Below are 22,677 nucleotides of genomic sequence, written 5' to 3' on the forward strand. Positions count from 1 at the left end.
GAAATGAGTCAGAAAATCGCGATGGTGTTCCCGGGACAGGGGAGCCAGAGTGTCGGTATGGGCAAGGCGTTCTACGAGGCGTCGGATTATGCAAAAGAGATGGTCGAGAAGGCCAGCGACCGTATTGGGGTCGATTTCAAAGCGTTGATGTTCGAGGAGAATGAGAAACTCGATCAGACGGCCTATACCCAGCCGGCGATTCTGCTGGTGTCGATGATGGCTTATAAGCTCTTTCAGGAAGCGCGTCCGACGGCGCCGACACTGCTGCTGGGGCACTCCCTCGGCGAAGTGTCCGCCGTCTGCGCGAGCGGGGCGATCGATTACCTCGACGCCGTCGAGCTGGTGCACAAGCGCGGCCAGCTGATGCAGGGTGCGTGCGAAGGCGTCGAGGCGGGGATGATGGTCATCGTCGGTCTTGACGACGCGGCGGTCGAGACGATCTGTACCGATGCGCGCAACAAAGAGAACAAGCAGGTCTGGCCTGCGAACTACAACCAGGACGGCCAGCTGGTCGTTGCCGGTCTCAAACCTGACCTTCAGAGCCTGGAAGCCACCTTCAAAGAAGCCGGCGCGAAACGTGCGCTGCTGCTGAACATGTCGGTCGCCAGCCACTGCCCGCTGCTCTCCGCCGCACAGGATCCGCTGCGTGCCGAGCTGGAGAAAGTACTGCACGACCCCTTCGATGCGCCGATCATCTCCAACGTCACGGCCAAGCCGTACCACACGAAGCAGCAGGCGGTCGAGCTGCTCAGCGAACAGCTGATCTACCCGGTGCGCTACAAACAGTCCGTCGCCGCGATCTCCCCGGACGTCGACCTCGCCATCGAGTTCGGCAACGGCAAGGTCCTTGCGGGTCTTAACCGCCGTATCGCCAAAGAGATGCAGACCCTCAACGTCTTCGACATGGATTCGCTCCAGGCTACCCTCGACGCATTGTCATGACCGTCACACTCGTCCAGAATGCACCCCGGCTGAACCGTACGAACCTCGAGGCGTGCGAAGCGCTGGCGGCTGCCTATTCCGGACGCAACGACGTCATCGTCTTCCCGGAACTGGCGCTCAACGGCTACCTGCTTCAGGACAAGGTCTATGAGGACGCCTGGATGCTGCCGGAACTGGAACCCCTGGCCAAAGCGAGTCTCGCCTGTGATATCGTCGTCGGGGCGGCCCTCAAAGAGAACGGTCGGACTTACAACACCGCGTGCTATTTCAGCGGCGGCGAACTGCGTCATGTCCACCGAAAACTGCACCTGCCCAATTACGGTATGTTCGAAGAGGCGCGCTACTTCTTCAGAGGGGAGCGCATCGAGGCGTTCGAAACGACATTCGGCCGGAGCGTCATGCTTGTCTGCGAGGATCTCTGGCGTGCCCAGACAATGGCCGACGTCGCGGCGCTCAAACCGGAATTCGTCTACGTGATCGCCAACTCACCGGCACGGGGTTTCGAGGAGGAGGGGCTGGCCATAGAGGGGCAGTGGGACGCGCTGCTCAAATCCCTCGCGCAGCTCTCCAACGCCTACGTCATTTTCGTCAACCGCGTCGGTTTCGAGGACGGTCTGGGCTTCTGGGGCGGCAGCCGTGTCATAACGCCGCGCGGCGAAGCGGAAGAGACGCTGCCGCTTTTTGACGAAGCCGTGATCAGCGTAACCCCGGACCACCGTCTGCACGACGTCGAGAAGTGGCTCGCGAAGATCGACTGACACCCCTTTCCACATCGCGGCGGTAATGCCTCCGCATCTTATCCGGAAAACGTACTTCTGTTCTCTTTCGGCCCGCTACGCCATGCCGTGTTCGGTCAGAAACCGGTGCAGGGCATTGGCGAAAGCGTGGGCGTCTTTGGGACCGAAAGGCTTCGGTCCTCCGGTGACGACACCGCTGTCACGGATCGTCTCCATCAGGTTGCGCATTGCAAGGTACTGCTTGATATTGTCTGCGGTGTAGCGCTCCCCGCGGTGGTCGATGGCATGGGCGGCCTTGGCGAGGACCCGGTCGGCCAGAGGGATATCTGCCGTGATGACGAGGTCGCCGGGGGAGAGCAGCTCAACGATCCTGTCATCGGCGGCGTCGGCCCCTGCCTCCACGATGACCGTTTCTATCAAGGAAGAGTCTCCCAGCCGGACGGGTTTGTTCGACACAAGCACCAGGGGCAGTTTCACCCGTTCGACGGCGCGCACCACGATGGGTTTGAGAAGGTTGGGAAAGGCGTCTCCGTCGACGTAAATGGTCACTGCGCGATCCTGACGCGGAACTTTTTGCCCTTGATCTTGCCGCGGTTCAGCTGCTGCAGGGCGGTGTCGGCGACGCCCTGCTCGACAGCGACATAGGCGAGGGTATCATGGACGGCGATGTTGCCCACCGCTTTGCCGTCGATGCCGCCGGAAGCACAGAGGGCACCGAGTAGGTCGCCGGGCCGCAGCTTCTGTTTACGCCCGCCGTCGATCCGCAGGACGGCGAAAGCAGGGAAAAAATGCGCGGGGTCTGCCGGCGGGAAGCCGGAGGCGTCTTCGGGGGCGAAGGGCGTCTCGCCGGCGGCAGCAAGGCGTTCGGCGGCCGGCTGCTGCTTGGGGGTAAAGAGCGTCAGGGCGACGCCGGTACTCCCAGCCCGGGCCGTGCGGCCGACGCGGTGGAGGTAGGTTTCAGGTTTTTCGGGCAGGTCGAAATTGATGACGGCACCCAGCTCCTTGATATCGAGCCCACGTGCGGCGACGTCCGTCGCGATGAGCAGCCGTATGCCGCCCAGGGCGAAACGCGTCAGCACTTCGGTGCGTTCACCCTGGCGTAGGTCGCCGTGCAGGACGGGCGCGTCGTAGCCCTGCCCGGCGAGGGCCTGCGCCAACGCATCGCAGCCCGCCTTCGTATTGCAGAAAACGACGGCGGAGTCGGGGCTGTAATGACCGAGGAGACGCAGGAGCGTCCCAATTTTCTCCCCTTTTACCTTGAAAAAGTGCTGTGTAAGCGTCACCTCGGAAGCGCTATTATCGATCTCCACAGTCACAGGATCGCGCAGCAGCGCGGAAGCGATGGCGGCGATCGTCTCGGGGAAAGTGGCCGAAAAGAGCAGGCTCTGGCGGGAAGACGTCAGGTGCGAGGCGATCTGCATAATGGCGTCGTGAAAGCCCAGGTCCAGCATCCTGTCGGCCTCGTCGAGTACCAGGGTATGCACCTTCGAGAGCGAAAGCGTCTTTTTCCCCAGGTGATCGAGGATCCGCCCCGGGGTGCCCACGACGATGTGCGCTCCGTACTGTAGCGAGTCGCGCTGCGGTGCCAGCGGCACCCCGCCGCAGAGTGTCAGAATCTTGATGTTCGGCCGGTGGCGGGAGAGGCGTCGCAGCTCCCCGGCCACCTGTTCAGCCAGCTCACGCGTCGGACAGAGGATAAGTCCCTGAACATCCGATTCGTTCTCTGCGAGCTTCATGATCGTGCCGATCCCGAAGGCCAGGGTCTTGCCGCTGCCGGTCTGCGCGCGGACGATGGCGTCTTTGCCTTCGAGCAGTGCAGGAAGGCTTTGTTCCTGCACGGGGGTCATGCGGCGGTAGCCGAGGGCATCGAGGTTCTGCTGCAGTGCTGCGGGCAGGGGAAGAGTGGTGAAAGGCTTGGAGGTCACGGCGGCTCTTTGTGGCAGTATGCTCCGGGAACTTCTCCCGAAGGCGTTACGCCATTGTAGCGTATTACGCCCCTGCGCGCATTTTACCGCGCTCTGAAGCTCTTTGGCTATAATTGCACCAATTTTACGATGCAGGAAAAATGATGAAAATTGCCATTATGGGGGCCATGGTCGAAGAGGTGGAGCCGTTCCTCGACGCCGGGGAGCACGAGCCGCTGCTCAAATACTTCAAGAAGCACAACGACGTCGAGTATGCCGGCAACCTCTACCACGAAGCCCGTTTCAAAGGGCTTGATATCGTGCTGGGCTACAGCAAAATTGGAAAGGTGAACGCGGCCCTGACCGCCGCGACAATGCTGGAGAAGTTCGGCTGCGAGATGCTGCTCTTCACCGGGGTGGCGGGTGCGGTGAACCCTGAACTGAAAATCGGCGATCTGATCGCTGCGACGCAACTGTGCCAGCATGACCTTGACATCACGGCGTTCGGTCACCCGCACGGGTTTGTGCCCGAAGGCAAGGTCTACGTTGAACCGTCCCGTGAGCTTCTGCATATGGCCAGAAGCGTGGCCGAGGAGAAGGGGATCGAACTCAAAGGGGGGATCATCGCGACCGGCGACCAGTTCATCGCGGACACGGAGCGTAAAGCGTGGATTGAGAAGACGTTCGAGGCGGACGCCATCGAAATGGAGGGGGCGGCCGTTGCCGTCGTCTGCGATGCGATGCAGGTTCCCTTCTTCGTGCTGCGCGCAATCAGCGATGCCGCCGACATGGACGCGACGTTCGATTTCGACGAATTTCTGAAGCACTCATCACAGGTCAGCAGCAGTTTCGTCATGGGGATGCTGGAGAAGATCGCCGCCGCCCATGGTCAGTAAAAAAATCATGCGGCAGCTCGGCCGCACCAACGCCGCGTTCAACCTGGTCGAGGAGGGGGACCGCATCCTCGTCGGCCTCTCAGGGGGAAAAGACTCCCTGACCCTCGTGCATGCCATGAAAGAGCAGCAGCGCCGCGCCCCTTTCAACTTCGAGATAATCGCCGTAACCGTTGCTTATGGCATGGGGGAGGATTTTTCCGCGCTGATCGAACACTGCCGGGCCCACGGCATCGAGCATCACATCCACGATACGAACATCTACGACACGGCCAAAGAGAAGATCCGCAAAAACTCCTCGTACTGCAGTTTTTTCTCGCGGATGCGCCGCGGGTCGCTCTACAGCGCCGCAGAGAAGTTCGGCTGCAACAAGGTGGCCCTGGGGCACCACCTCGATGACGCGGCCGAAAGCTTTTTTATGAACCTGATCTACAACGGGCACCTGCGTTCACTCGCCCCGAAGTACCGGGCGGACAACGGCCTCATCGTCATCCGCCCCTTGATCCAGATGCGCGAACGCCAGCTCGCGGCCGCCGCGCACGACAACGACTGGCCGACCATCGGCGACGAGGCGTGCCCCTCCATGCGCTTCGACGTCAAAATGCCCTACGCACGCGCCGAGATGAAGACGATGCTCTCGGAGATGGAGGGGAAATACCCCGACCTCTTCACATCGATCAACGCGGCCTTCGGCCATATCTCCGACGACAGCTTTTTCGACCCGGAGCGTTTCGCGCTTTAGGAGTGCTTTCGGGCACGGTGCCGATGCACGGAGACGATCCAGAGGCGCTGGACCAGGTAGTAGCCCGACACCGCAAAGAGGGTGGAGTAGAAGAGAGCCCCCGTATAGAGCGGCGCGACGATCTCCTCGAAATGCGCTTCGAACCACTCCAGGCTGACGGCGACGTGGGGCAGATCGTGCATGCCCAGCAGGAAGCCGCCGGTTTTATACTCGACATAGTAGATAAAGGGCATCGTCGCCGGGTTGGTGATCCAGACCAGGGCGATAGAGAGCGGCAGGTTGAAGCGGAAAAGCGGCTGCAGCAGTACGATGGCGACCATCTGGGCGGGCATCGGGATAAAGGCGATAAAGAGGCCGACAAGAACGCCTTTTGCAACTGCATGTCTGTTCACGCTTAAAAAGGCGCGGGGTATCTTGTACTTCGTAATGACGTCGGCATACTTATCATTGAAGCGGCTGCGTTTGAAAAACCGTCGGATCATGCCGTCACCCCGTGGAAAAGTCGCAGTATTATAACTGCTTTAACGAAATTGGCTATTAATACAGGAATAAAATTCGTTTAAATGATAGCCGATATAATTTTGCCTAATTTTTATAACCTAATGATTTCAAAGGGAAGATAATGTCAAGTCTTAACGTATATCCGGACAAAGAGCTGCTGGAAAACTCCGATATGGTCGTCGTCGATATCCGCACCGAGATGGAGTGGATGCAAACGGGCGTCGTTCCGGGATGTAAAACGGTCACCTTTTTCCAGATGGATGGCAGCTACGATGCGGAAGGCTTTATGAAGGCGATGGACGAACTCGGCGGCAAAGAGAAAGAGATCGGCTTCATCTGCCGCACCGGTTCCCGTACGGCGCAGGTCGCCATGTTCATGAAGCAGCAGGGCTACAACGTCAAGAACCTCGCCGGCGGCGTCATGAAGCTGATGAGCGAGGGATACGAGCTCGTTCCCTACAAGGGCTGATCGCCCTCCCGGGCCGAAACAAACTCGCTGCGCAGCTCTCCGAAGAGCCGCAAGATACTCTCCTGGTAGGCGGTCACGTCGGGATCGTCCTGGCATGTGAGCAGCGGCTCCAGCTGGGCCAGATCGATCTTCAGCGCGTAGCGCGGCACGGAACGGAGGTCGCGGATGATATCGTCGACCAGTGCATCGATGTCGAGCCCGTTGTTTTTCAGGACCTTTTCCACCATCTCCCGCGTCGTCAGTACCAGCGTATTTGAACGGTCCTCGTCGTTGTAGATCTTCATCCCCGCCTCTTTGACAACATCGAATTCACACTCGTTCGCTTCGTTGTCGGCCGAGATGAGCGCGGCAAAAAGTTTGGCACGGAACTCAAGCGAGCTGTGGTGATAGAGGAAAAGCTCCCGGAACGCGTTGAAGAGAAAATATTTGAAGCTGAAGCGGATCGCCATCTCGTCGCTACCCCTTAAGGCATTTGGGATATTATACTGCATGCAATATTTCAGGGCACTTTTCCTCGCCGTTTTTTTCATACTCTTTTCGGGCTGCTCCCACCCCCAGGCCACATTGCAGCACACGCTGCCGAAGCCGTGCGGCGTTTACGATATGAAACAGGCCGCCTGTATCGGCGATGCGGAACTGACGGCACGCCTCTCGCCCTACCGGGTGCTCTTTGTCGGGGACCATCACGCCAGCGAAGCGATGCACAGACGTTTTGCCGGCGTGTTGAGCCGCCTGGGCGAAAACGGGCGCCGTCTCCTGCTGGCCAACGAATGGTTCACCCCGGAGGATGACGACCTCCTATCACGCTACGCGCGCGGTACATATGACGGAAACTTCACCGCCGAGATCGGCTGGAAAACGAAAGCGGGCTACCCCTTTTCATTGTACGAGCCCATCTATAAAAGCATCGTGGAAGCGGGGGGGACGCTCTACGGTATCAATATGGACAAGCCCTTTCAAAAAGCTGTCTCGGACGGTAATCTCAGCGCCATGTCCGAGGATGAACAAGCGTTCTTCAAGCATCTCGATCTAAACTTGAGTGCGCACAAGGCGATGTTGGCGCCCTTTTTCGCCCATTGCCACGCGAAGCAGGAGGGTGAGGACGCACAGCAGTGCCGGGAACGGATGTACCGGGTGCAGGTGGCGTGGGACAGCTATATGGGAGAGCAGAGTGCAGGGCTCGCCGCCACACGCCTGCAGGCCCCGGAAGATCTGCTTGTTGTCTTTGCCGGGGCGTTCCATATAGCCTACGGCCTGGGGATCAGCGCCCGCTTTGCCCGCCGCAGCGCCGAGCCTTACGCGACGATCCTCCCCGTACCCGCGGGCAGCACCGAAGCCGACGTCGGCGAAGCGGATTACCTGCTGTTCTATACACCCGACGCACCTCCCAAGGAGACAGAATGACGCACGAATCAAAGCGAATCTACGGCTGGGCGCTGTATGACTGGGCCAATTCCGCCTATGCCACCACGGTGATGGCCGGGTTCTTCCCGCTCTTTTTCAAAGCCTTCTACAGTGCCGATACCGATGCGACGCTCTCGACGGCCCAGCTCGGGGTTGCTAACGCGGTTTCGAGCATTATCGTCGTACTGCTGGCACCGCTGCTCGGGGCCATCGCCGACGCCGGCGGCATCCGCAAGCGTTTCTTGCTGCTTTTTGCGTTCCTGGGCATCCTGATGAGCGCCGCGCTCGCCCTGGTCGGGAAGGGGCAGTGGGAGCTAGCCGCATTCATCTATGTTCTGGGGAACATCGGTTTTATGGGCTCGAACATTTTTTATGACGCCTTTCTCCCCTCGGTCACCTCGGAGGAGCGTTTCGACAAGGTCTCCGGGCTGGGGTATGCGCTGGGGTATCTCGGCGGCGGGATCCTTTTTGCGCTGAATGTGGCGATGGTGCAGCAGCCCGAGTGGTTCGGGCTTGCCGATGCGGCGGCAGGCGTGAAAGCCTCTTTTGTCTCCGTTGCGCTCTGGTGGATGCTCTTCGCACTGCCCTTCGTCCTCTGGGTCAAGGAGAAGCGCAATACCCGCAAAATCGGCACGGTGACCCTCACGGTGCTCGGGTACCGGCGCCTGATGCGTACGTTTCACAAGATCAAGCATCTCAGGGGACTTTTCCTGTTCCTCGTCGCTTACTGGTTCTACATCGACGGAGTCGACACGATCATCCGGATGGCCGTCGATTACGGCATGGCCATTGGTTTCGAAGCCGGGGACCTGATCAAAGCCCTGCTGCTGGTGCAGTTCGTTGGGTTCCCGGCGACGATCCTCGTTGCAAAGCTGGCGCAGATGTGGGATACGAAAAAGGCGATCTACCTTACCCTCGGCTTTTATGTCCTGATCGCCATACTGGCAGCCTTCATGCACGACGTCAGCTCCTTCTACCTGCTCGCGGCGATGATCGCGCTGGTACAAGGCGGTATCCAGGCGATGAGCCGTTCGTACTACTCGAAAATGATCCCGGCGGAGTATGCGGCGGAGTTCTTCGGCTTTTACAATTTTCTCGGCAAGTTCGCCACGGTTTTGGGGCCGCTGCTCATCGGTGCGGTCGCTCTGGCGACGGAGAGCTCCCGGGCGGGGATCGCTTCGGTCGCGGTCTTTTTCGTGATCGGCGCGCTTCTGCTCTATATGGTCGATGAAAAAGCGGTGGCGGAGGAGGTCAGGGGCGCGATGCGCTAAGCTGCTTCAGCACCTTGTGGTCTGCCCCGCTCAGGGCCAGGGTGTCAATCTCTTCTCTTTGGAAATAGGTGAGCTCTTCACGGTACGCTTCACAGAGCCAGACCTGCGCTTCGAGCCGGAAGTGCGAATAGACCTGCACGATGCTTTGGAGCGTTTTCCCCTGCCCGGGCGGCGCTGTCTGTTCATGAAACCCCCACAGCCCGTGCAGGAACCTCCCTTCACGCTGTTTTAACCCGTAGCGCCCGTTGTGCCTGTAGACGACAATGTGCCGTTCGCGCACCGGGACGCTTTTGCGCTTTTTCGGAGCGGGGTAGCGCAGCGGGTCGCCCGCGGCGCCTTTGCAGGCGCTTTCGAAGGGGCAGGCGTCGCACGCTGTCGTCTTTGGGAGGCAGAGCGTCGCGCCGATATCCATCATCGCCTGGTTGAATTCGAAGGGGTGTTCGGGGTCGAAGAGCTTTTCGGCCATTTGCCAGAGGGTTTTCTCATCGGCCTCCCTGCGGCCGAAGAAACGGTAGAGGATACGCTTGACGTTGGCATCGAGGATGGGTACAGGCGCGCCGTAGGCAAACGCGGCAATGGCGTGGGCTGTGCTTTTGCCGACCCCGGGCAGACGGATCAGCCCCTCGACACTCTCGGGCAGATAGGGCGCGGCGAGCTGTGCCGCTTTGTGCAGGTTCTTTGCGCGGGTGTAGTAGCCCAGCCCCTCCCACTGCTTCAAAACGTCATCAAGCGGTGCGCACGCGAGGGAGGGGAGCGTCGGAAAACGCTCGAGAAAGGGGAAATAGAAACGTTCCAGCACCGTCTTGACCTGGGTCTGCTGCAGCATGATCTCGCTGACCCAGATACGGTAGGGGTCGTCGGTATTGCGCCACGGAAGGGTATGGCGGCCGTGGTCTTCATACCACTGCAGCAGTTGGGTGTGCAGATCTACATTCATGATGCGGATTATAGCAGACGCTTCTTTCCGGAGGCAATCGGACGCTGCAGTATTTATGTTCAAGACTAAATTGATTTTTCTTATATGAAATTAATTTTTTCCGCTCTATACTGGAGGGAATGAATAGCTGTTTTTCTCACGGCTTTTAACCAAAGAGGAAGGGGAGGCTGTTCAAGGTTGTTTGATTTTTTTTGTACTGCAAGAAAAGCCTAACCCGGTGCGAATCGGGGGCGGAAAGCTACGGATCTTCTCGAAGATGGCCGGGTTGCCAAAAGTAGGGTGACTCGGTCGAATCTTTTCTACCACTGTTTTGTTACCCACTTTTTGATTTGAGTACTTCGCTACCTGAACGTGTCTAACGGTCAGGTCTTGGAATGTTCTTGAAAAAACGTTCTATGCAATAGGAGACTCTAAAAATGAAAGCTTCATTTCGAGATAAATGGGGGCTGATCAAGCGCATGCTGGGAGCGGGAGCATTGCTCTTCGCCGCAGCGGCGTCGGCCAACATCGGCTATACGCTGGAAGGGTGTCGCTCCACGTCTATTCCCGACGGATACGACCTGGCCGCGAACGACTATGTCTGCCCCGACGGGGCCTATACGACCGGTAACCTGAAAGGGTGGGCGGAACTCGACCTCGTTCCTCACCGGGTGACGATCGAAAACAAGGGGAGCGATCCCCAGAAGTTCACCTTTACCGTCGGCGGTGACTACCTGTACGCCGAAGGCGGCGATCTGCGCGGGTGGGACTACATTTCCGTATTGACCCTCGATACGGTCCTCTCCAACGATATCTGTAAAAATTGGGCGGAACAGTATCAGGACCAATTGGTCGTACAGGATCTGCTTATTACGCCTGACAATGAAGGTGCCGGGGGCGTCTTTACCACGATCTACCGACAAATTTCCGTCGCAGGCGGCGGACCGAGAGACGGTGAGTATGCTGCGAACGGTCTTCCCGGCGGCGCGGTGTGTGTCGCCAACTACTATCAGCGTCTCGCCCTGGGATCACACCTCTATTCGGGATCTTCTTTGCAGTCCAACCTCTGGGATGCGAACCTGAGCTCCTCCGGCGGCCAGAAACGTGTCCAGCTTCCCGATGTCAAGGCGGTCGAAACCAGCAAAGATATGACGGCGCGCCAGGCCCAGTCTTTTGGATGGACCATCTCCAAAAGCGGCCCGGCTACGGTCGATTTCGGCGACACCTGTATCCCCGATGCGCCGACATCACGGCTTGTCGATGTCAACGTGACCTGGACGAAACTGGCGGCTACCCCGGAAGGCACGGTCGGTATCCACACCAAGATCTATGTTTCCAACACCGCTTCGCGCGAGATCTACGCCAATGTGTCTGATGTCGTCTACTACAGCGGCGGTATGACCAGTGTGCAGCCGGATGCGTGTACTCCTTATCTGATGCCGTCAAACTTCTCCGGGGTTGTTTGTGAACACGATGTCATCGTCCCCGAAGAAGAGAGCGGCGGACTTTATGACATCGCAACCATCGGTTTTGAAGACCCTTTCCTTCCTGATGTACCGATCACGGTTACCCTGGAAGCCACCGCATCCGCATCGGTCCAACCGGGTGACCAGCTGAATACCACGGCAATCGTCAGAGACCACGAATGGATCGAGAGTACGAACGGACTGATGAGTTTCTCAAGCGGTACGTTCACTCCGGGTGATATCGGTGAATACGATGCACCGTATGTTTCGGGAACACCGACGGTCGGTGACGTCAACTGGACTTCTTACACTGTTGAAGACAGCGGCGCGCTGGTTTTCCATAAGACTGTTTATATCGACGGTCCGATGATCGCGACCGGTATGCTCAGCGACACCGCGACGATTGTGGGCGACGGGGGCTATACACCTGATCCTGCAACGCATGAAATCGGCCTCTCCGCCGATGCGACCGTGTCACTGACGATCAATAAAACAATGCCGGATGTGTTCGACGGTGCCGACAGTGTCGATGTACTCTTCACCGTCTCCAAAGAGGGGATGGATGACATCAACCGGACCCTGACCTTCACGGCGCTCAGCCCGTTGACCCAATCGGTGAAGATCGAAGGTCTGGAACCGGGTTCGTATACTGTAACGGAAACGGCCCCGACCGGGTTTGAGCCGGAAGTAAGTGCAATTAAACCGGTGACGATCACACTGCCGTCCTGCGGTGAGTCCGTCACCTTTAACAACCAGCTGGCCGGTCAACCGGCGGTCAAAGTCATCAAAGTGACCAAACCGGCTGAGATCGAGGGCGTACCGCAAAAAGGCGACTGGAACATGACGCTTTACAAAGAGACTGCTCCGGATGTCTGGACGGTTGTGACATCACTGCTTACTGATCCGAACAGCGCAACGAATGTGCTTGTACCGGAAGGTGAACTCGAAGAGGGTCACTACAAAGTCGTCGAAATCATGAAAGACGGCTGGTATATGTCCGATCAATCCGGTGACTGCGACTTTACCGTCGACTATCCGGAAGATCTCTATCGTGCCGACTACGAGTGCCAGTTTGAAAATACCAAATACGCGACGGTGATCATCAACAAGCTGACCGTGCCTGCGGGTATGCCGGATTACTTCCATTTCGCCCAGGATATCAACGGTTCGTACGATCTGAACCTGACCCACCTAGGATCGCACACCTTTATGGATGTGATTCCGAAAACCTATACGGTGACGGAAGATGATCCGAAACCGGAGTATGACCTGATCGGTCTCTCCTGTGTCGAGCTTGACGGCGTAGAGAACAGCTCTACTTCTCTTAGCCAGCGCGAAGCAACGATCGTCGTCGATCCGGGTGAAACGGTCCAGTGTACCTACACCAACCGCAAACGCGGCAAGATCGAACTGATCAAACACGAAAACGGCGGCACGACGTACACGTTGGGCTGGACCTTCACGCTCAGTGGTAACGGCCTGAACCTTCTGGATACGCCTGACGCGAACGGACTGGTGGACTTCAACGGAGTCTGGCTGATTCCGGGTGCGGACTATACGGTGTGTGAAACGGGTATCCCGGTTGCCTGGGAAAATCTCTGGTACGTTGAAGGTTCTCCGGTCTCTTATGACAACCCGGATTCCGGGCAGGCTTCCAACGAAAACCACTGCTACACCTTCAGCGTGGAAGCGAATCAGACGATCCACTTCGTCGTAGAGAACAACTATACGCCTCCGGGCGGCGAACCGCGTACGATCGGCTACTGGAAGAACTGGACGACATGTGACGGCCACGGCAACCAGCAGGAAAAGGCGGAAGCGGCAAACCTTCTGGCAGGTCAAACAGAGGTGTGGCTGGTCGATTATGTCCTGCCGATCACCCTGGGAAGCTTTGAAGTCGCCAGCTGTGAAGACGCGGTATCCATCCTGGATAAGCGCGATGTTTCCAGCGGCAAGAAACGTGCCGGCGACGCAGCCTACGGTCTGGCGGCGCAGCTGTTGGCGGCCAAAGCCAATGAGGCGGCCGGTGCGACAATATGTGCCGAAGCAAGCCAGGCCATCAGTGACGGCGATGCGTTGCTCTCATCGATCGGCTTCGACGGCACCGGTGGCTATCTCAAAGGCGGTAAGAATGCCGCGGCCCAAAAATCGTTGGCAACGTCGATTGCGGGTACGCTTGATTCTTACAACAACGGTGAACTCTGTCAGTAACCGTTAGGCAAAGGCTTAAAGCCTTTGCCTCCCAATTTCCTGTTTTTCATCACATTTCAATCACTTTTACCCGTTTTTTTACTTTTTTGTATGCGATATAGAGAACTGTTTATCAACCTCTATTATGATATGCACCTATTTAAAGGAGAAGTATGAAAAAGGTTACGATTCTCGCGGCCGCCCTGCTGGCGTCGGCACTCTACGCGGCACCTTCCGCGGAGCAGCAGCAGGCGGAGGCGATGAAAGCACGTCAGGAAGCGATGCTCAAACAGATCCAGGCGGAGCTCGGCCTCAGCGACAAGCAGACGAAACAGTGGGGCGATATCCATGAACGCTACCTCAAGGCGCATATGAAACTGCGCGTCGATCAGAACAACGAGATCCAGGCACTGCTCACGGATGAACAGCGTAAAAAGTTTGAAGCGATGCAGCAGCGTTTTCGCGAGCAGCTGAACAAGCAGATGGGTGCACAAAAAAAGTAAGTGCCCCTCCTGCGCCCGCTATAATGGCGTCATGCAAATCCTCAAGACGCCTGTTTCTACAACGTATGAAATCAAACAGTCGAAATTTATCGCCCATCTCGTCCCCTATAAGCTCTTCGATGCAACCCTGCAGCGTTTAAAAGAAGAGCATCCCAAGGGACGCCATTTCGTGACGGCCTTCCGCTACTTGAATGACCACATGCAGGTCGTCGAGGGGAGCAGCGATGACGGCGAACCGAAAGGGACCTCCGGCAAACCGAGCCTCGCCGTTTTGGCGGGACATGAGCTGATCGATGCCGCCGTGATCATCGTGCGCTATTTCGGCGGCACGAAGCTTGGGACGGGCGGATTGGTCCGCGCCTATACCCAGGCGGTTTCCGATGCGGTGGCCCTGGCGGAGCTGAGCGAGTATATCCCGCAGGAAAAGGCTGCTTTTACCTGCGGCTACAGTGCAGTCTCGCAGGTGGAATACCTGTTGACGGAGAGCGGCGTGACGGAGGTTGAAAAGGTATTTGAAGCCACGACGGTGCTCTGGTATGTTTCGGGGGGAGATGCAGCCCTGGAGACATTCTTCGCCAGGGTGGGGCGTCTGGTGGAACACCTGGAAGACGGAAAGTAAAGGGGCGTCGCGGCGACGCCGCGATGCAATCAGGGGCGGCCCAGGACGGACTCGAACATCGTATAGGCTTTGCGCAGCCAGACCTTGGTGCGCTGGCGTTCCATTAGGCTCAGGTGGGCGGTGCCGTTCTCTTTGAGATTGGCGGCAGCCCAGAAGCTGAAGGTGTGTTTGTCGATCTTCTGCATGGTCGGGGCGTGCAGCGCGGGCAGTACCACCTCTTTAAGCGTACCGTTCGCCTCGCTTGAAACGGAGGCGATGACGCCGTCGACTTCGGAGAAATCGCTGCCGCGTCCCTCGTTTTTGACGACGGCACAGGTCATGACGACACTGTATTTCGGCAGGAATTTTTTCAGCAGCTGTACGGAGTCCTTGCCGCCGTCGACGAGGTACCAGTAGACGATCTCGATCCCCGTCTCTTCGCACATGCCGAGGACGTCATTCTCTTCGATCCAACGGTCGAGGAAACGCTCGGACTGCGCCGGTAGGTCCACCAGGACGTTGATGTCTTTTTCCAGCGCGAGTTCCATGATCTTGTCGCTGCTCTCGAAAAAGTCCAGGTCGATGGCATCGGTGAACTGCTTGTAGTAGCGGGTGAGCGACGCGTGGGAACGGTCCGCGTCCAGTCCGACAAAAGCGACGTCGTTGTCGATAAAATACTGTGAAAGCAGGCGCGCGAAGACGGACTTGCCAACGCCTCCTTTCTCTCCTCCGATAAAGTGAATCATACTCATTGTTTCTCTCTCCATATCATGTGATGTCACACGGATATATTTTGCGCGTATGGTAGCGCTGCGGATATAAATGCGGGCTGTAGAAACGAAGCAAATGGGAAAATTTCTGAAGAATTACATGAGCGCCGACGCCAATCATGCGTCATCGAAATGCAAACCGTGTATTCTGAATCTCTCTGAGATCATTCATTCATGGTTTTTGTAGCCGGCAAGCTTCTTTTTGACCGACGATGACGCCTGCGCAAGGACAAACTTGATGTCTCCGAAGCCTGTCGCTTTATCGGCATTGAAATCGATAAGCCGATGCTTCGTCCAGCGGGTCCGATAGTAGTCGTCAATCGCAAACCTGACTTCCTGCAGGGCAGGCTGCCGATGGACATAGCGGCCCATCACCTCCACCGAGGCTTTTTCCAACGCGCAGTAAAGATCCAGTTCTTCTAATTGTGAGCAGTCTGACACAGGGGCTTTTCTCCAGGCGCTTTCATTAGGCAGTAGCGTATCCGCCCTGCTGAGAATCTCCAAATCGACCGGAGAGACGCGGACGTCCCTCCGCTCATAATCCGGGAGACCCAAAACGATGCCGTTTTCGGTTTTGTAGACACCGATGACGCCGAAAATGATAAACGAACCCAGGAGCAGGAGGGACAAAAGTGTATAGAAAATGTATTTTTTCATGAATCGTGCCTTTATCGAACAGCTCCTCTATGCCGACGACGATGGCACATGTGCTTTTGCCAATTGTACTTCATCTCCCGGAAACGGGCAGGAAACCCCCTATTTCATATACCTTTTTGTCAATCGGCAAAAATCGTAAAAATCGCTCAGCATCAAGTAGCGGATTTCGACGTCTTCAAACTTTTTCTTCAAGATGGTATGGCCCTGCAGATAGAGCTTGACATCGTTTTGGAACTCTTTGGGATATTCAAGTTTTTCGGCTCCCAAAGAGGAGAAGCAATCCAAAAATTCAAAAAACAGTGCGGTGACGATCTTCTCTTTTTCCGGTGTCCTGTTTGAGAGAAAGTCCGTTGTCTCCTCAAATGTCTCGCATATTTTCGTCAAACACGCATTCATATATATCCTCTTTACTCTGGTCTGTCGGAAGGGAAGTACAAAAACTGTACCTGCTGCTGAAATTCGACATGGAATATAGTTCAGCCCACCCTTCGTCAATCAGCCATAGTGCAATGAACATCATCAAAAAATAGCCCGCCAGCAGCGTGTCCATGCCTGTCCACTTTAGCGCAACGGTGTGTTCCGCGGGAAAGTTTGTGAAATGAAGCTGCCCTCAGTAGATCCCCGGAAACAGGCGATAGCGTACGTCCTTCGCATAATCAGGGTACCCGGGAAGCTCCTTATGAAGGGTCTTGTCTTCAAGCGCGGTCCGGATCACGGCGATGAGCAACGCCGCCGCGGCAGGGATGAGGGTCCACAGTGAGTCCAGGGCGATGATGATGCCGGCAAGGGCCAGAAGGTTGCCAGCATAGCCCGGGTGGCGCACGACCCTGTAAGGGCCGCTGTCGCAAACCGTGTGTCCCCGGTCTGTCTGGATACGCACCGTCGTGGAGAAAAAGCGGTTCTCGACAATGGCCCAGGCGGCGAAGGCGTACCCCAGCGCGATGAGCACGAGGCCGAGAAGGTTGAGCCATGCCGGCATAAGCGGTGTCCATCCATAGCGGTGGTCCAGACCCGCGACGATGACAAGGGGGAATGAGAGGCTCACCGCCATCAGGGGGGCAAGAATTTTATCCCATGGCTTCGCACTCTGTGCCTTTTCAAGGCTGGCCCTCTCTGCGAGAATGCCCGGATGCCGTTTTTCTGCCAGAAACCGTCCGCCGACACCGGCAAGAAACAGCAGCACGGAGTAGACCCAGCCCTGCCACCATCCAAAATCGCCGCCGCAGAGCAGAAGCACCAGCGGGATGATGAGGTAAAGAAGGATCACATTAAGCCACAGGCGGGGGCCGGGAGCCTGGTTTATGTTCGGATGAACGGTTTTCAAGGCCATATTTTTCTCCGTAATCAGCCGGGATTTCAAAATGTATGTTTACAAACTGTGCGCTTCTTCCCACAGGCGCTCTTCGCCTACCCTGCTGTACCAATTGTCGAATTGGGAACGGTAGTGTTCAAAAGGGTCTTTCAACTTGGGGCGGGGGTCTTTGCTGAGGGAATATGCCATCCCTTCGGTGAACCACTTTGGAGCCCGTAAAACACTGATCATGCCCAATCTTTCATTTTGAAGATGATGGATCATTTCGTGCCTTACATAATACCGTTTCCAGGCCATGGGTCCGATAATGATGCCGAAAGTCCCCAGGGTGATTGCCGAGCGCCTTCCCAAGCCGAATGACTCGGAACAGGCTTCTGAACTGCAAAATACGGTACGCGGAGCATTCTTGATCTCGCCGACGGAGGTGTCGACGAAGCGCAGGGCTTCCTCATAGAGTGCGGCTGCGTCTTTCAGGCGGGAAGCATCGTCCGTACATAGGGTGTCGCCGAAGCACGAAACACCGGCCAGTTGAGGTGCAATGATCCGAACCGGTTTATAGAATGCCCAGGTACAGAGGATAATCGCTGCAATGAGCAAGGCTGCTATCGAAACTGCTTTTTTCATTTTATGACTATAGTCGCATAACGTAAATGTTGCAGGATGCGTTAATCATTTCGACTTCTCCATGCGCTGCTCATCAAATATAATGATCCGATCGACAAGCCTGAAATCAGCAAGGCTCCGATCCCCATAATGACGACTTTGACGATGCTTTTTGGCTCCACGATCAAGTCATAGACAATGTGACCGGAAAGATATCCGAATGTCATGGCTGCCACAGCCATGAGCAAGGCAATAATGTATATAACTAATTTCCTGGGGATGAGCTCTGCAAGGGTCTGGCCGATCAATTCCTCGATAAGAAAATCAAGCAATGGCATCCCTGTCTGGTTGCGAACGCTCTTCTGCCCGCTGTTTCAGGGCCTGATTCATCTCTTCGAACCCGCGTTTGGTGCCGCTGTCCAGACTGGAGCGAAAGAGTCCGACCAGGATGCCGCTGAAGCGCTCGTTCTGCTGAAACCGCACCTTGTCTTCGCCGAGCGGTTCGATGATAAAAGCATGCTTGCCGTCAAAGAGACCCGGAAACAGAACCCGGCCCAGCCACCTCAGTTCGCGCCCGGCTTCAGCGGCGAGCACTGTCGGAGAGAAACGCATAGGTTTGCTACCGCTCGGCTGGATCTCAACCCGAAGCCGCTTACCCTGGATCGGGGTGCCCTGTATCGAACGGATGAAAGGATTCCACTGAGGATATGCCGTGAAATCAACCAGGATCTCCCATACCCGTTCAGCGGGTGCATCGATTTCTATTTCTGTATGTAGTTCGTGAATAGCCATATGGTTTCTATGTCATTGATGTTCAACGTCTAAAAAGAGCAATCAAAATCGCCTATTGTTTTTTAAACGGTCACTTCGGATTCGTTGGGGATTTCAGATATCCATCGCGGTATAGAATAGGTCATCCGTTCGATTGTCTGTGGCCGTATCATTTTCTTTGTACTTTCGCAGCAACCATATTTCGAAGACTGCTCCGATCAATGGGACGCCCAATATGACGATGGTTTTGAAGATTTTTGTTCTTCTTGTATAGAGTATTTCTTCCAATAAAATAGACATGATTGCGCCAATGTCAACAGCTATTACCGTCCAAATGAGAAATAGATAAACACCAGTCATATTATTTCCTAACAATTCAATGGCATTAATTTTAGCAGATTATTGTAAATATGTACATTTTTTTAAACAGACTAAAACGTAATTTATTTCTATTTCTAATATTATACAGATGAATCCCATGGAAATTGGACAATGCAGAATCGAGGCGATGGAGACAAAGCGGATAGCAGTGTTATTCGTCAAAAGTGCCGGAAATAATGGATAGTGGTGTATGGGAGGAGGAAAAAAATTGCTTTGAAAACTTTCTGTTGTATTCAACACATCAGAGCTTCGTTGACGAGTACGAATAGAGCTGCCAGATCAAGCAGTATGACAAGGGTGACCAAATGCGGGTTACTGCTTGGTCTCCATCTGTTGGACAGCTTCCGTTCCAAGCGCCAGTGCAACGGCCTTGTCAATGTGAATAGCCATAGAATCAAATAGGGTCATGGGGATCTCTGCGGCACGGATCAATAACGGCAGTTCGGTATTTGCCAGAACTATACCTTCTGCGCCCTCGTTCTTCAGATCCCCGATCATTTCAAGTATCCTGGTGCGCGACGTCTGGCGTATGTCACCCAAAGCAAGCTCTCCATAAATCACGTTATGAATAAAGTCTCGCGCTTTTTTGGGAGGAGTGATGATTTTAAGTCCATGCCGCTCCAACCGCTCCCGGTAAAAAGCCTGTTCCATAACGAAGTTCGTCCCGAGCAGTCCTAGCGTGGAAACTCCCGCACTAGCGACCGCTTCCGCCACCGCATCTGCAATATGTACGATCGGAATACCGAGTTGCTGCTGTACCTGCGGAACAACTTTGTGCAGCGTATTGGATGCGATCAGAACGAAGCTCGCTCCAGCTAGTTCGAGCTTATGCGCTGCAGTGCCAAGAACTTCGGATAACCGGTCCCACTCCTCATCGTGCTCGAGCCGGGCGACGGGTTCGAAGTCCAGGCTGTACATCACCAGTTCGGCAGAGTGCAGAGCTCCAAGCTGCGACTTGACAGCCTGATTGATCAGGCGGTAATACTCAGACGACGACTCCCAGCTTACGCCGCCGATGAGACCGATCGTCTTCATGCAGCCCCCTCATTCGCTACTGTTTTTGCTTTCATTTTTTGCTTTGGGATGAGACGTTTTTTGCATAGACGGCATAAGGGACTCCGTAGATGTCGGCCACATTTGTTTGTTTGACAAACCCCATCCGCGAATACATGGGAAGTGCGACTTTCATGACGGGACTCGTGTGCAGGCCGATATGCGACGCGTTGTCCCGCACGGCTCTTTGAATGCACTCCTGCGTCAACGCTTTTCCGATGCCAAGACCTCTGTTTTGGGGAGCAACCACCAGCATTCTCAGTACGGCCCAATCGCTGGCAAAGATATCGGATTTCGGTCGGTCGGGACCGACGTACACTACGGCCCCGACAAGTGCGTCACTCTGCGTTGCTACAATGATTTCCGCATGATCTGCAAAAGAAGCCATATCACTGATTTTTTTCGAGAATGCGGGCCAATCATTATAGGCGTTTCGATACTCGCCAAAAGCTTCTAATGCCAGGTTGTTCAGGCTATCGGCGTATTTCGTTTCAAAGTCTTTAATGACAAATTCCATTCTTTCTTCTTTGACCAATATCTAAAAATATATATTCCAAACCCCGCTTTTAGCAGTTTAACGCGTTGGGCCGCTCGCGGGTTTTTGATTGGGTTCCCCAGTATTTGTTTGACTCATTTTGCGTTCCATTCGTAGACGGTAACGATGGATGACTTAGAAGTATGCACCGGGTCACTGAACGCTATGGCCTCGGCCTCTTCAAGGTTGTCAGCCTTAATCAAGTATGCACCGCCGCTCTTGTCCGTAAACGGACCGGCAAGTTCAAGTTTGCCTCGTTGTCTCAGGTCATCGAGAAAAGCGTAATGCGCCTCAATGACTGACGGGTCGAACTGGGGTGTGCGAAACGTTGTAATGAGATATCTAAACACTTAAATTCCTTTTTTTGGTTTGCATTATAGATTAAGCCTTTCCTGCCAGACGTAGGATATTGAGCCCTTCGTCTTCACTTGGAGCCTCGAAGAACTGGGTGACATGGTTGAACACCGCTTCATTGTCGAACTGCGCCCGTTCCGGCTGCTCGGTTCGGCGTTTTGCAATCTGAGATAAGCATTGTTCGTTGCTCACGTCGAGAAAGATCAGCTCATGTTCGCACGAAGCTTCACTGCAGAGCTGTTTGAACCACGCTCTCTGCCTAACCGTATTCGCCGGAAAATCCATCACCACGTTCGTGCCCGTATTGATGATCTGCAGCACATGCAATTTCACAAACGGCTTGATCATCATGGAAAATTTCAGGTAGTCGTCAAATGAGTTGATCTGTCCGGGGTAATGCGATGATAGCCAATCATCTTCGGACAGAAGCACTGCATTTTTTTCAGCTGACACGGCTTTTGATTTCGTCGATTTTCCGGCACCCATCTTTCCGCAGAAAAAAGTGAGAGTTCCTTTTTCTTTCATGATCCCTTCTTCACTGTATAACGTTTGAAATGAGCAATCAAAAAGCCGCTTGCTAGTTTTTGAGTGGTCTTCTTTGGATTGTCATATTCCTTCTATTCAATAGTATTGCTTTGAACGACTTCAAATTGTGATTTATGCAATAAGACGCTATTAGAATAAATCTGTATCGTCCAATCCCCAGGGTTAGTTTCATAAGCGGCGTCGAAATAATATTCAAAAAACCAGTCATAGCTTCCTTTATGCCCTGAAATATCTATGGGACGTTTTATACTTGAACGCTTTTCTCCAGTGGGGAGAGTCATTTCAGGAAAGTTTACGCGTAATTCCAGGCTTTGGACGTTTTGTGGAATATCATAGAACCTTACACCTAACACGAAACCTGTCCCAAGTTTATTGGGAATTGTCCACACATTTGGTGCTATTAATTCAATTTTGTATGTATCATCGTTCACAAGTCCCGATACCCTTGATTCATCTTGATAGAGCGAACCACCTGTTTTTTTGAGGTAACTGTGTACGAGTAGGAAAGATTTTATAGACCCACTGGGGTTATTAAAAGCACTGGCATTTATTACTGATATCATCGTCAGAAGAATCAGTATGAGTATATTCTTTTTCAATTATTTTCCTTTTTAATATAACGTTTAAAATGGGCAATCAAAAAGCCGCCTGCTGGTTTTTGATTGGTCTCCTGTGCCTTGTTGGCAAATGCGCTATGGCAGTACACCTCCTTCTTTCTTGACATAGTGAATTCCTTTGTCATCCACAACCGTTTCATATCCAAGCACGGTCCAAACTTGGCAGAAAATAATTTTTCGAACGACATATCTTGCTACTTCTTCATCCGTGACATACATGCCAATAAAATTGTTTACTGTCTCGGCACAAAATTCTTTTGATGCGGGCAATTTCTCAAAGCACTGTTCTTTTGTCATATTGCCATCTGTCATTTCTTTTGCCCTTCGACATATTTGTTCATCATTATCAGAGGCATTTATAATGGATAAAATGATTTCTGATGTCTCCATAGTTTCAGCAATTGCAGCAATAGGAAGAAGTATTAAAATAAGAAGTGCGAAAAAATGCATCTGGTATCCTTTGAGTTGCTATCTTGTTTAACCGCAAAATAGTTATGGAATAGGTTGCTATAGCTTATGTCCCAGTATCGTTTCTTGAGTTT

General features: G+C 54.6%; 27 protein-coding genes and 1 riboswitch. Of the genes, 10 read left to right on the forward strand and 17 right to left on the reverse strand.

The window, feature by feature from the left end; all coding sequences use genetic code 11:
- The first annotated feature begins 3 nt into the window (after nt 1-3).
- Nucleotides 4-942: an ACP S-malonyltransferase gene (gene fabD / locus LOH54_RS04180; protein ID WP_231020545.1), complete on the forward strand. Its 939-nt coding sequence runs from the start codon at nt 4-6 to the stop codon at nt 940-942.
- On the forward strand, nt 939-1,700 hold the full coding sequence (locus LOH54_RS04185) for a nitrilase-related carbon-nitrogen hydrolase (RefSeq protein ID WP_231020546.1): 762 nt from the start codon (nt 939-941) through the stop codon (nt 1,698-1,700). The genes fabD and LOH54_RS04185 overlap by 4 nt, the downstream gene beginning before the upstream one ends.
- A gap of 75 nt (nt 1,701-1,775) precedes the next feature.
- Here LOH54_RS04185 and LOH54_RS04190 read toward each other — a convergent pair whose 3' ends face one another.
- Nucleotides 1,776-2,228: a YaiI/YqxD family protein gene (locus LOH54_RS04190; protein ID WP_231020547.1), complete on the reverse strand. Its 453-nt coding sequence runs from the start codon at nt 2,226-2,228 to the stop codon at nt 1,776-1,778.
- On the reverse strand, nt 2,225-3,604 hold the full coding sequence (gene dbpA / locus LOH54_RS04195) for an ATP-dependent RNA helicase DbpA (protein WP_231020548.1): 1,380 nt from the start codon (nt 3,602-3,604) through the stop codon (nt 2,225-2,227). Before dbpA ends, LOH54_RS04190 begins: the two co-directional genes overlap by 4 nt.
- Nucleotides 3,605-3,744: 140 nt before the next feature.
- On the opposite strand from dbpA, the gene LOH54_RS04200 reads away from it, so the two are divergent.
- Both LOH54_RS04200 and LOH54_RS04205 read left to right on the forward strand, forming a co-directional pair.
- Nucleotides 3,745-4,479 (forward strand): 5'-methylthioadenosine/adenosylhomocysteine nucleosidase, encoded by a 735-nt coding sequence (locus LOH54_RS04200; RefSeq protein WP_231020549.1) that lies wholly within the window; start codon nt 3,745-3,747, stop codon nt 4,477-4,479.
- Entirely contained in the window at nt 4,469-5,218 is a 750-nt protein-coding gene (locus tag LOH54_RS04205) for a PP-loop family protein (protein WP_231020550.1), read from the forward strand. Before LOH54_RS04200 ends, LOH54_RS04205 begins: the two co-directional genes overlap by 11 nt.
- Here the strand turns inward: LOH54_RS04205 and LOH54_RS04210 are convergent.
- Complete coding sequence (locus tag LOH54_RS04210) at nt 5,215-5,700, reverse strand: DUF2062 domain-containing protein (protein WP_231020551.1); 486 nt, start codon at nt 5,698-5,700, stop codon at nt 5,215-5,217. The genes LOH54_RS04205 and LOH54_RS04210 overlap by 4 nt on opposite strands.
- Nucleotides 5,701-5,840: 140 nt before the next feature.
- On the opposite strand from LOH54_RS04210, the gene LOH54_RS04215 reads away from it, so the two are divergent.
- Nucleotides 5,841-6,188, forward strand: a complete 348-nt coding sequence (locus tag LOH54_RS04215; RefSeq protein WP_231020552.1) for a rhodanese-like domain-containing protein — start codon at nt 5,841-5,843, stop codon at nt 6,186-6,188.
- Here LOH54_RS04215 and LOH54_RS04220 read toward each other — a convergent pair.
- Nucleotides 6,176-6,637 carry a hypothetical protein gene (locus tag LOH54_RS04220; RefSeq protein ID WP_231020554.1) on the reverse strand — a complete coding sequence of 154 codons (462 nt, stop codon included), beginning with the start codon at nt 6,635-6,637 and terminating at the stop codon, nt 6,176-6,178. The two genes, LOH54_RS04215 and LOH54_RS04220, sit on opposite strands and share 13 nt — an antisense overlap.
- Before the next feature lie 40 nt (nt 6,638-6,677).
- On the opposite strand from LOH54_RS04220, the gene LOH54_RS04225 reads away from it, so the two are divergent.
- Nucleotides 6,678-7,592 (forward strand): ChaN family lipoprotein, encoded by a 915-nt coding sequence (locus LOH54_RS04225; protein WP_231020560.1) that lies wholly within the window; start codon nt 6,678-6,680, stop codon nt 7,590-7,592.
- A complete protein-coding gene (locus LOH54_RS04230) occupies nt 7,589-8,863 on the forward strand; it encodes an MFS transporter (protein WP_231020568.1) in 1,275 nt (424 codons plus the stop codon). Before LOH54_RS04225 ends, LOH54_RS04230 begins: the two co-directional genes overlap by 4 nt.
- On the opposite strand, the gene mutY is transcribed toward LOH54_RS04230, so the two are convergent.
- Nucleotides 8,844-9,800 carry an A/G-specific adenine glycosylase gene (gene mutY / locus LOH54_RS04235; RefSeq protein WP_231020574.1) on the reverse strand — a complete coding sequence of 319 codons (957 nt, stop codon included), beginning with the start codon at nt 9,798-9,800 and terminating at the stop codon, nt 8,844-8,846. The two genes, LOH54_RS04230 and mutY, sit on opposite strands and share 20 nt — an antisense overlap.
- Nucleotides 9,801-9,997: 197 nt before the next feature.
- Nucleotides 9,998-10,073: riboswitch (cyclic di-GMP riboswitch) on the forward strand.
- A gap of 143 nt (nt 10,074-10,216) precedes the next feature.
- Between mutY and LOH54_RS04240 the strand changes: the two genes are divergently transcribed.
- The 3 genes from LOH54_RS04240 (at nt 10,217) to LOH54_RS04250 (ending at nt 14,557) form a co-directional block, all read left to right on the forward strand.
- Nucleotides 10,217-13,456, forward strand: a complete 3,240-nt coding sequence (locus LOH54_RS04240) for a prealbumin-like fold domain-containing protein (RefSeq protein ID WP_231020575.1) — start codon at nt 10,217-10,219, stop codon at nt 13,454-13,456.
- Between the two features lie 152 nt (nt 13,457-13,608).
- Entirely contained in the window at nt 13,609-13,938 is a 330-nt protein-coding gene (locus LOH54_RS04245; protein ID WP_231020577.1) for a hypothetical protein, read from the forward strand.
- Nucleotides 13,939-13,969: 31 nt separating this feature from the next.
- Nucleotides 13,970-14,557: a YigZ family protein gene (locus LOH54_RS04250; protein WP_231020579.1), complete on the forward strand. Its 588-nt coding sequence runs from the start codon at nt 13,970-13,972 to the stop codon at nt 14,555-14,557.
- Nucleotides 14,558-14,586: 29 nt separating this feature from the next.
- Here LOH54_RS04250 and LOH54_RS04255 read toward each other — a convergent pair whose 3' ends face one another.
- The 12 genes from LOH54_RS04255 to LOH54_RS04310 form a co-directional block, all read right to left on the reverse strand.
- Nucleotides 14,587-15,288 carry a P-loop NTPase family protein gene (locus LOH54_RS04255; RefSeq protein WP_231020581.1) on the reverse strand — a complete coding sequence of 234 codons (702 nt, stop codon included), beginning with the start codon at nt 15,286-15,288 and terminating at the stop codon, nt 14,587-14,589.
- Nucleotides 15,289-15,474: 186 nt separating this feature from the next.
- The gene (locus LOH54_RS04260; protein ID WP_231020583.1) at nt 15,475-15,963 is read right to left on the reverse strand and encodes a hypothetical protein; all 489 of its coding nucleotides are present in this window, start codon (nt 15,961-15,963) and stop codon (nt 15,475-15,477) included.
- A gap of 610 nt (nt 15,964-16,573) precedes the next feature.
- Nucleotides 16,574-17,293, reverse strand: a complete 720-nt coding sequence (locus LOH54_RS04265; protein WP_231020585.1) for a methyltransferase family protein — start codon at nt 17,291-17,293, stop codon at nt 16,574-16,576.
- A 39-nt stretch (nt 17,294-17,332) separates the two neighbouring features.
- On the reverse strand, nt 17,333-17,899 hold the full coding sequence (locus LOH54_RS04270) for a hypothetical protein (protein ID WP_231020598.1): 567 nt from the start codon (nt 17,897-17,899) through the stop codon (nt 17,333-17,335).
- A gap of 41 nt (nt 17,900-17,940) precedes the next feature.
- On the reverse strand, nt 17,941-18,210 hold the full coding sequence (locus LOH54_RS04275) for a hypothetical protein (RefSeq protein ID WP_231020600.1): 270 nt from the start codon (nt 18,208-18,210) through the stop codon (nt 17,941-17,943).
- Nucleotides 18,203-18,670, reverse strand: a complete 468-nt coding sequence (locus LOH54_RS04280; RefSeq protein ID WP_231020602.1) for an SRPBCC domain-containing protein — start codon at nt 18,668-18,670, stop codon at nt 18,203-18,205. The genes LOH54_RS04275 and LOH54_RS04280 overlap by 8 nt, the downstream gene beginning before the upstream one ends.
- 672 nt (nt 18,671-19,342) lie before the next feature.
- Nucleotides 19,343-20,065, reverse strand: coding sequence for an aspartate/glutamate racemase family protein (locus tag LOH54_RS04285; protein WP_231020611.1), 723 nt, complete (start codon nt 20,063-20,065; stop codon nt 19,343-19,345).
- 31 nt (nt 20,066-20,096) lie between these two features.
- Nucleotides 20,097-20,600, reverse strand: coding sequence for a GNAT family N-acetyltransferase (locus tag LOH54_RS04290; protein ID WP_231020612.1), 504 nt, complete (start codon nt 20,598-20,600; stop codon nt 20,097-20,099).
- Between the two features lie 113 nt (nt 20,601-20,713).
- Nucleotides 20,714-20,968 (reverse strand): YciI family protein, encoded by a 255-nt coding sequence (locus LOH54_RS04295; protein WP_231020614.1) that lies wholly within the window; start codon nt 20,966-20,968, stop codon nt 20,714-20,716.
- 31 nt (nt 20,969-20,999) lie between these two features.
- Entirely contained in the window at nt 21,000-21,497 is a 498-nt protein-coding gene (locus tag LOH54_RS04300; RefSeq protein ID WP_231020623.1) for a P-loop nucleotide/nucleoside kinase family protein, read from the reverse strand.
- A gap of 92 nt (nt 21,498-21,589) precedes the next feature.
- Nucleotides 21,590-22,117: a DUF3859 domain-containing protein gene (locus tag LOH54_RS04305; RefSeq protein ID WP_231020625.1), complete on the reverse strand. Its 528-nt coding sequence runs from the start codon at nt 22,115-22,117 to the stop codon at nt 21,590-21,592.
- A 93-nt stretch (nt 22,118-22,210) separates the two neighbouring features.
- Entirely contained in the window at nt 22,211-22,585 is a 375-nt protein-coding gene (locus LOH54_RS04310) for a hypothetical protein (RefSeq protein WP_231020627.1), read from the reverse strand.
- Nucleotides 22,586-22,677: the final 92 nt, after the last annotated feature.

The sequence above is a fragment of the Sulfurimonas sp. HSL-3221 genome (assembly GCF_021044585.1).
Classification (GTDB): Bacteria; Campylobacterota; Campylobacteria; order Campylobacterales; family Sulfurimonadaceae; genus Thiomicrolovo; species Thiomicrolovo sulfuroxydans.

Coding starts and splice junctions, on each gene's coding strand:
- LOH54_RS04250 (WP_231020579.1), top strand. CDS start 13,970: ATGCAAATCCTCAAGACGCCTGTTTCTACAACGTATGAAATCAAACAG.
- LOH54_RS04280 (WP_231020602.1), bottom strand. CDS start 18,670: ATGGCTATTCACGAACTACATACAGAAATAGAAATCGATGCACCCGCT.
- mutY (WP_231020574.1), bottom strand. CDS start 9,800: ATGAATGTAGATCTGCACACCCAACTGCTGCAGTGGTATGAAGACCAC.
- LOH54_RS04225 (WP_231020560.1), top strand. CDS start 6,678: ATGCAATATTTCAGGGCACTTTTCCTCGCCGTTTTTTTCATACTCTTT.
- LOH54_RS04205 (WP_231020550.1), top strand. CDS start 4,469: ATGGTCAGTAAAAAAATCATGCGGCAGCTCGGCCGCACCAACGCCGCG.
- LOH54_RS04265 (WP_231020585.1), bottom strand. CDS start 17,293: ATGGCCTTGAAAACCGTTCATCCGAACATAAACCAGGCTCCCGGCCCC.
- fabD (WP_231020545.1), top strand. CDS start 4: ATGAGTCAGAAAATCGCGATGGTGTTCCCGGGACAGGGGAGCCAGAGT.
- LOH54_RS04255 (WP_231020581.1), bottom strand. CDS start 15,288: ATGAGTATGATTCACTTTATCGGAGGAGAGAAAGGAGGCGTTGGCAAG.
- LOH54_RS04230 (WP_231020568.1), top strand. CDS start 7,589: ATGACGCACGAATCAAAGCGAATCTACGGCTGGGCGCTGTATGACTGG.
- LOH54_RS04290 (WP_231020612.1), bottom strand. CDS start 20,600: ATGGAATTTGTCATTAAAGACTTTGAAACGAAATACGCCGATAGCCTG.
- LOH54_RS04245 (WP_231020577.1), top strand. CDS start 13,609: ATGAAAAAGGTTACGATTCTCGCGGCCGCCCTGCTGGCGTCGGCACTC.
- LOH54_RS04260 (WP_231020583.1), bottom strand. CDS start 15,963: ATGAAAAAATACATTTTCTATACACTTTTGTCCCTCCTGCTCCTGGGT.
- LOH54_RS04200 (WP_231020549.1), top strand. CDS start 3,745: ATGATGAAAATTGCCATTATGGGGGCCATGGTCGAAGAGGTGGAGCCG.
- LOH54_RS04220 (WP_231020554.1), bottom strand. CDS start 6,637: ATGGCGATCCGCTTCAGCTTCAAATATTTTCTCTTCAACGCGTTCCGG.
- LOH54_RS04215 (WP_231020552.1), top strand. CDS start 5,841: ATGTCAAGTCTTAACGTATATCCGGACAAAGAGCTGCTGGAAAACTCC.
- LOH54_RS04310 (WP_231020627.1), bottom strand. CDS start 22,585: ATGCATTTTTTCGCACTTCTTATTTTAATACTTCTTCCTATTGCTGCA.
- LOH54_RS04270 (WP_231020598.1), bottom strand. CDS start 17,899: ATGAAAAAAGCAGTTTCGATAGCAGCCTTGCTCATTGCAGCGATTATC.
- LOH54_RS04285 (WP_231020611.1), bottom strand. CDS start 20,065: ATGAAGACGATCGGTCTCATCGGCGGCGTAAGCTGGGAGTCGTCGTCT.
- LOH54_RS04210 (WP_231020551.1), bottom strand. CDS start 5,700: ATGATCCGACGGTTTTTCAAACGCAGCCGCTTCAATGATAAGTATGCC.
- LOH54_RS04300 (WP_231020623.1), bottom strand. CDS start 21,497: ATGAAAGAAAAAGGAACTCTCACTTTTTTCTGCGGAAAGATGGGTGCC.
- LOH54_RS04185 (WP_231020546.1), top strand. CDS start 939: ATGACCGTCACACTCGTCCAGAATGCACCCCGGCTGAACCGTACGAAC.
- LOH54_RS04240 (WP_231020575.1), top strand. CDS start 10,217: ATGAAAGCTTCATTTCGAGATAAATGGGGGCTGATCAAGCGCATGCTG.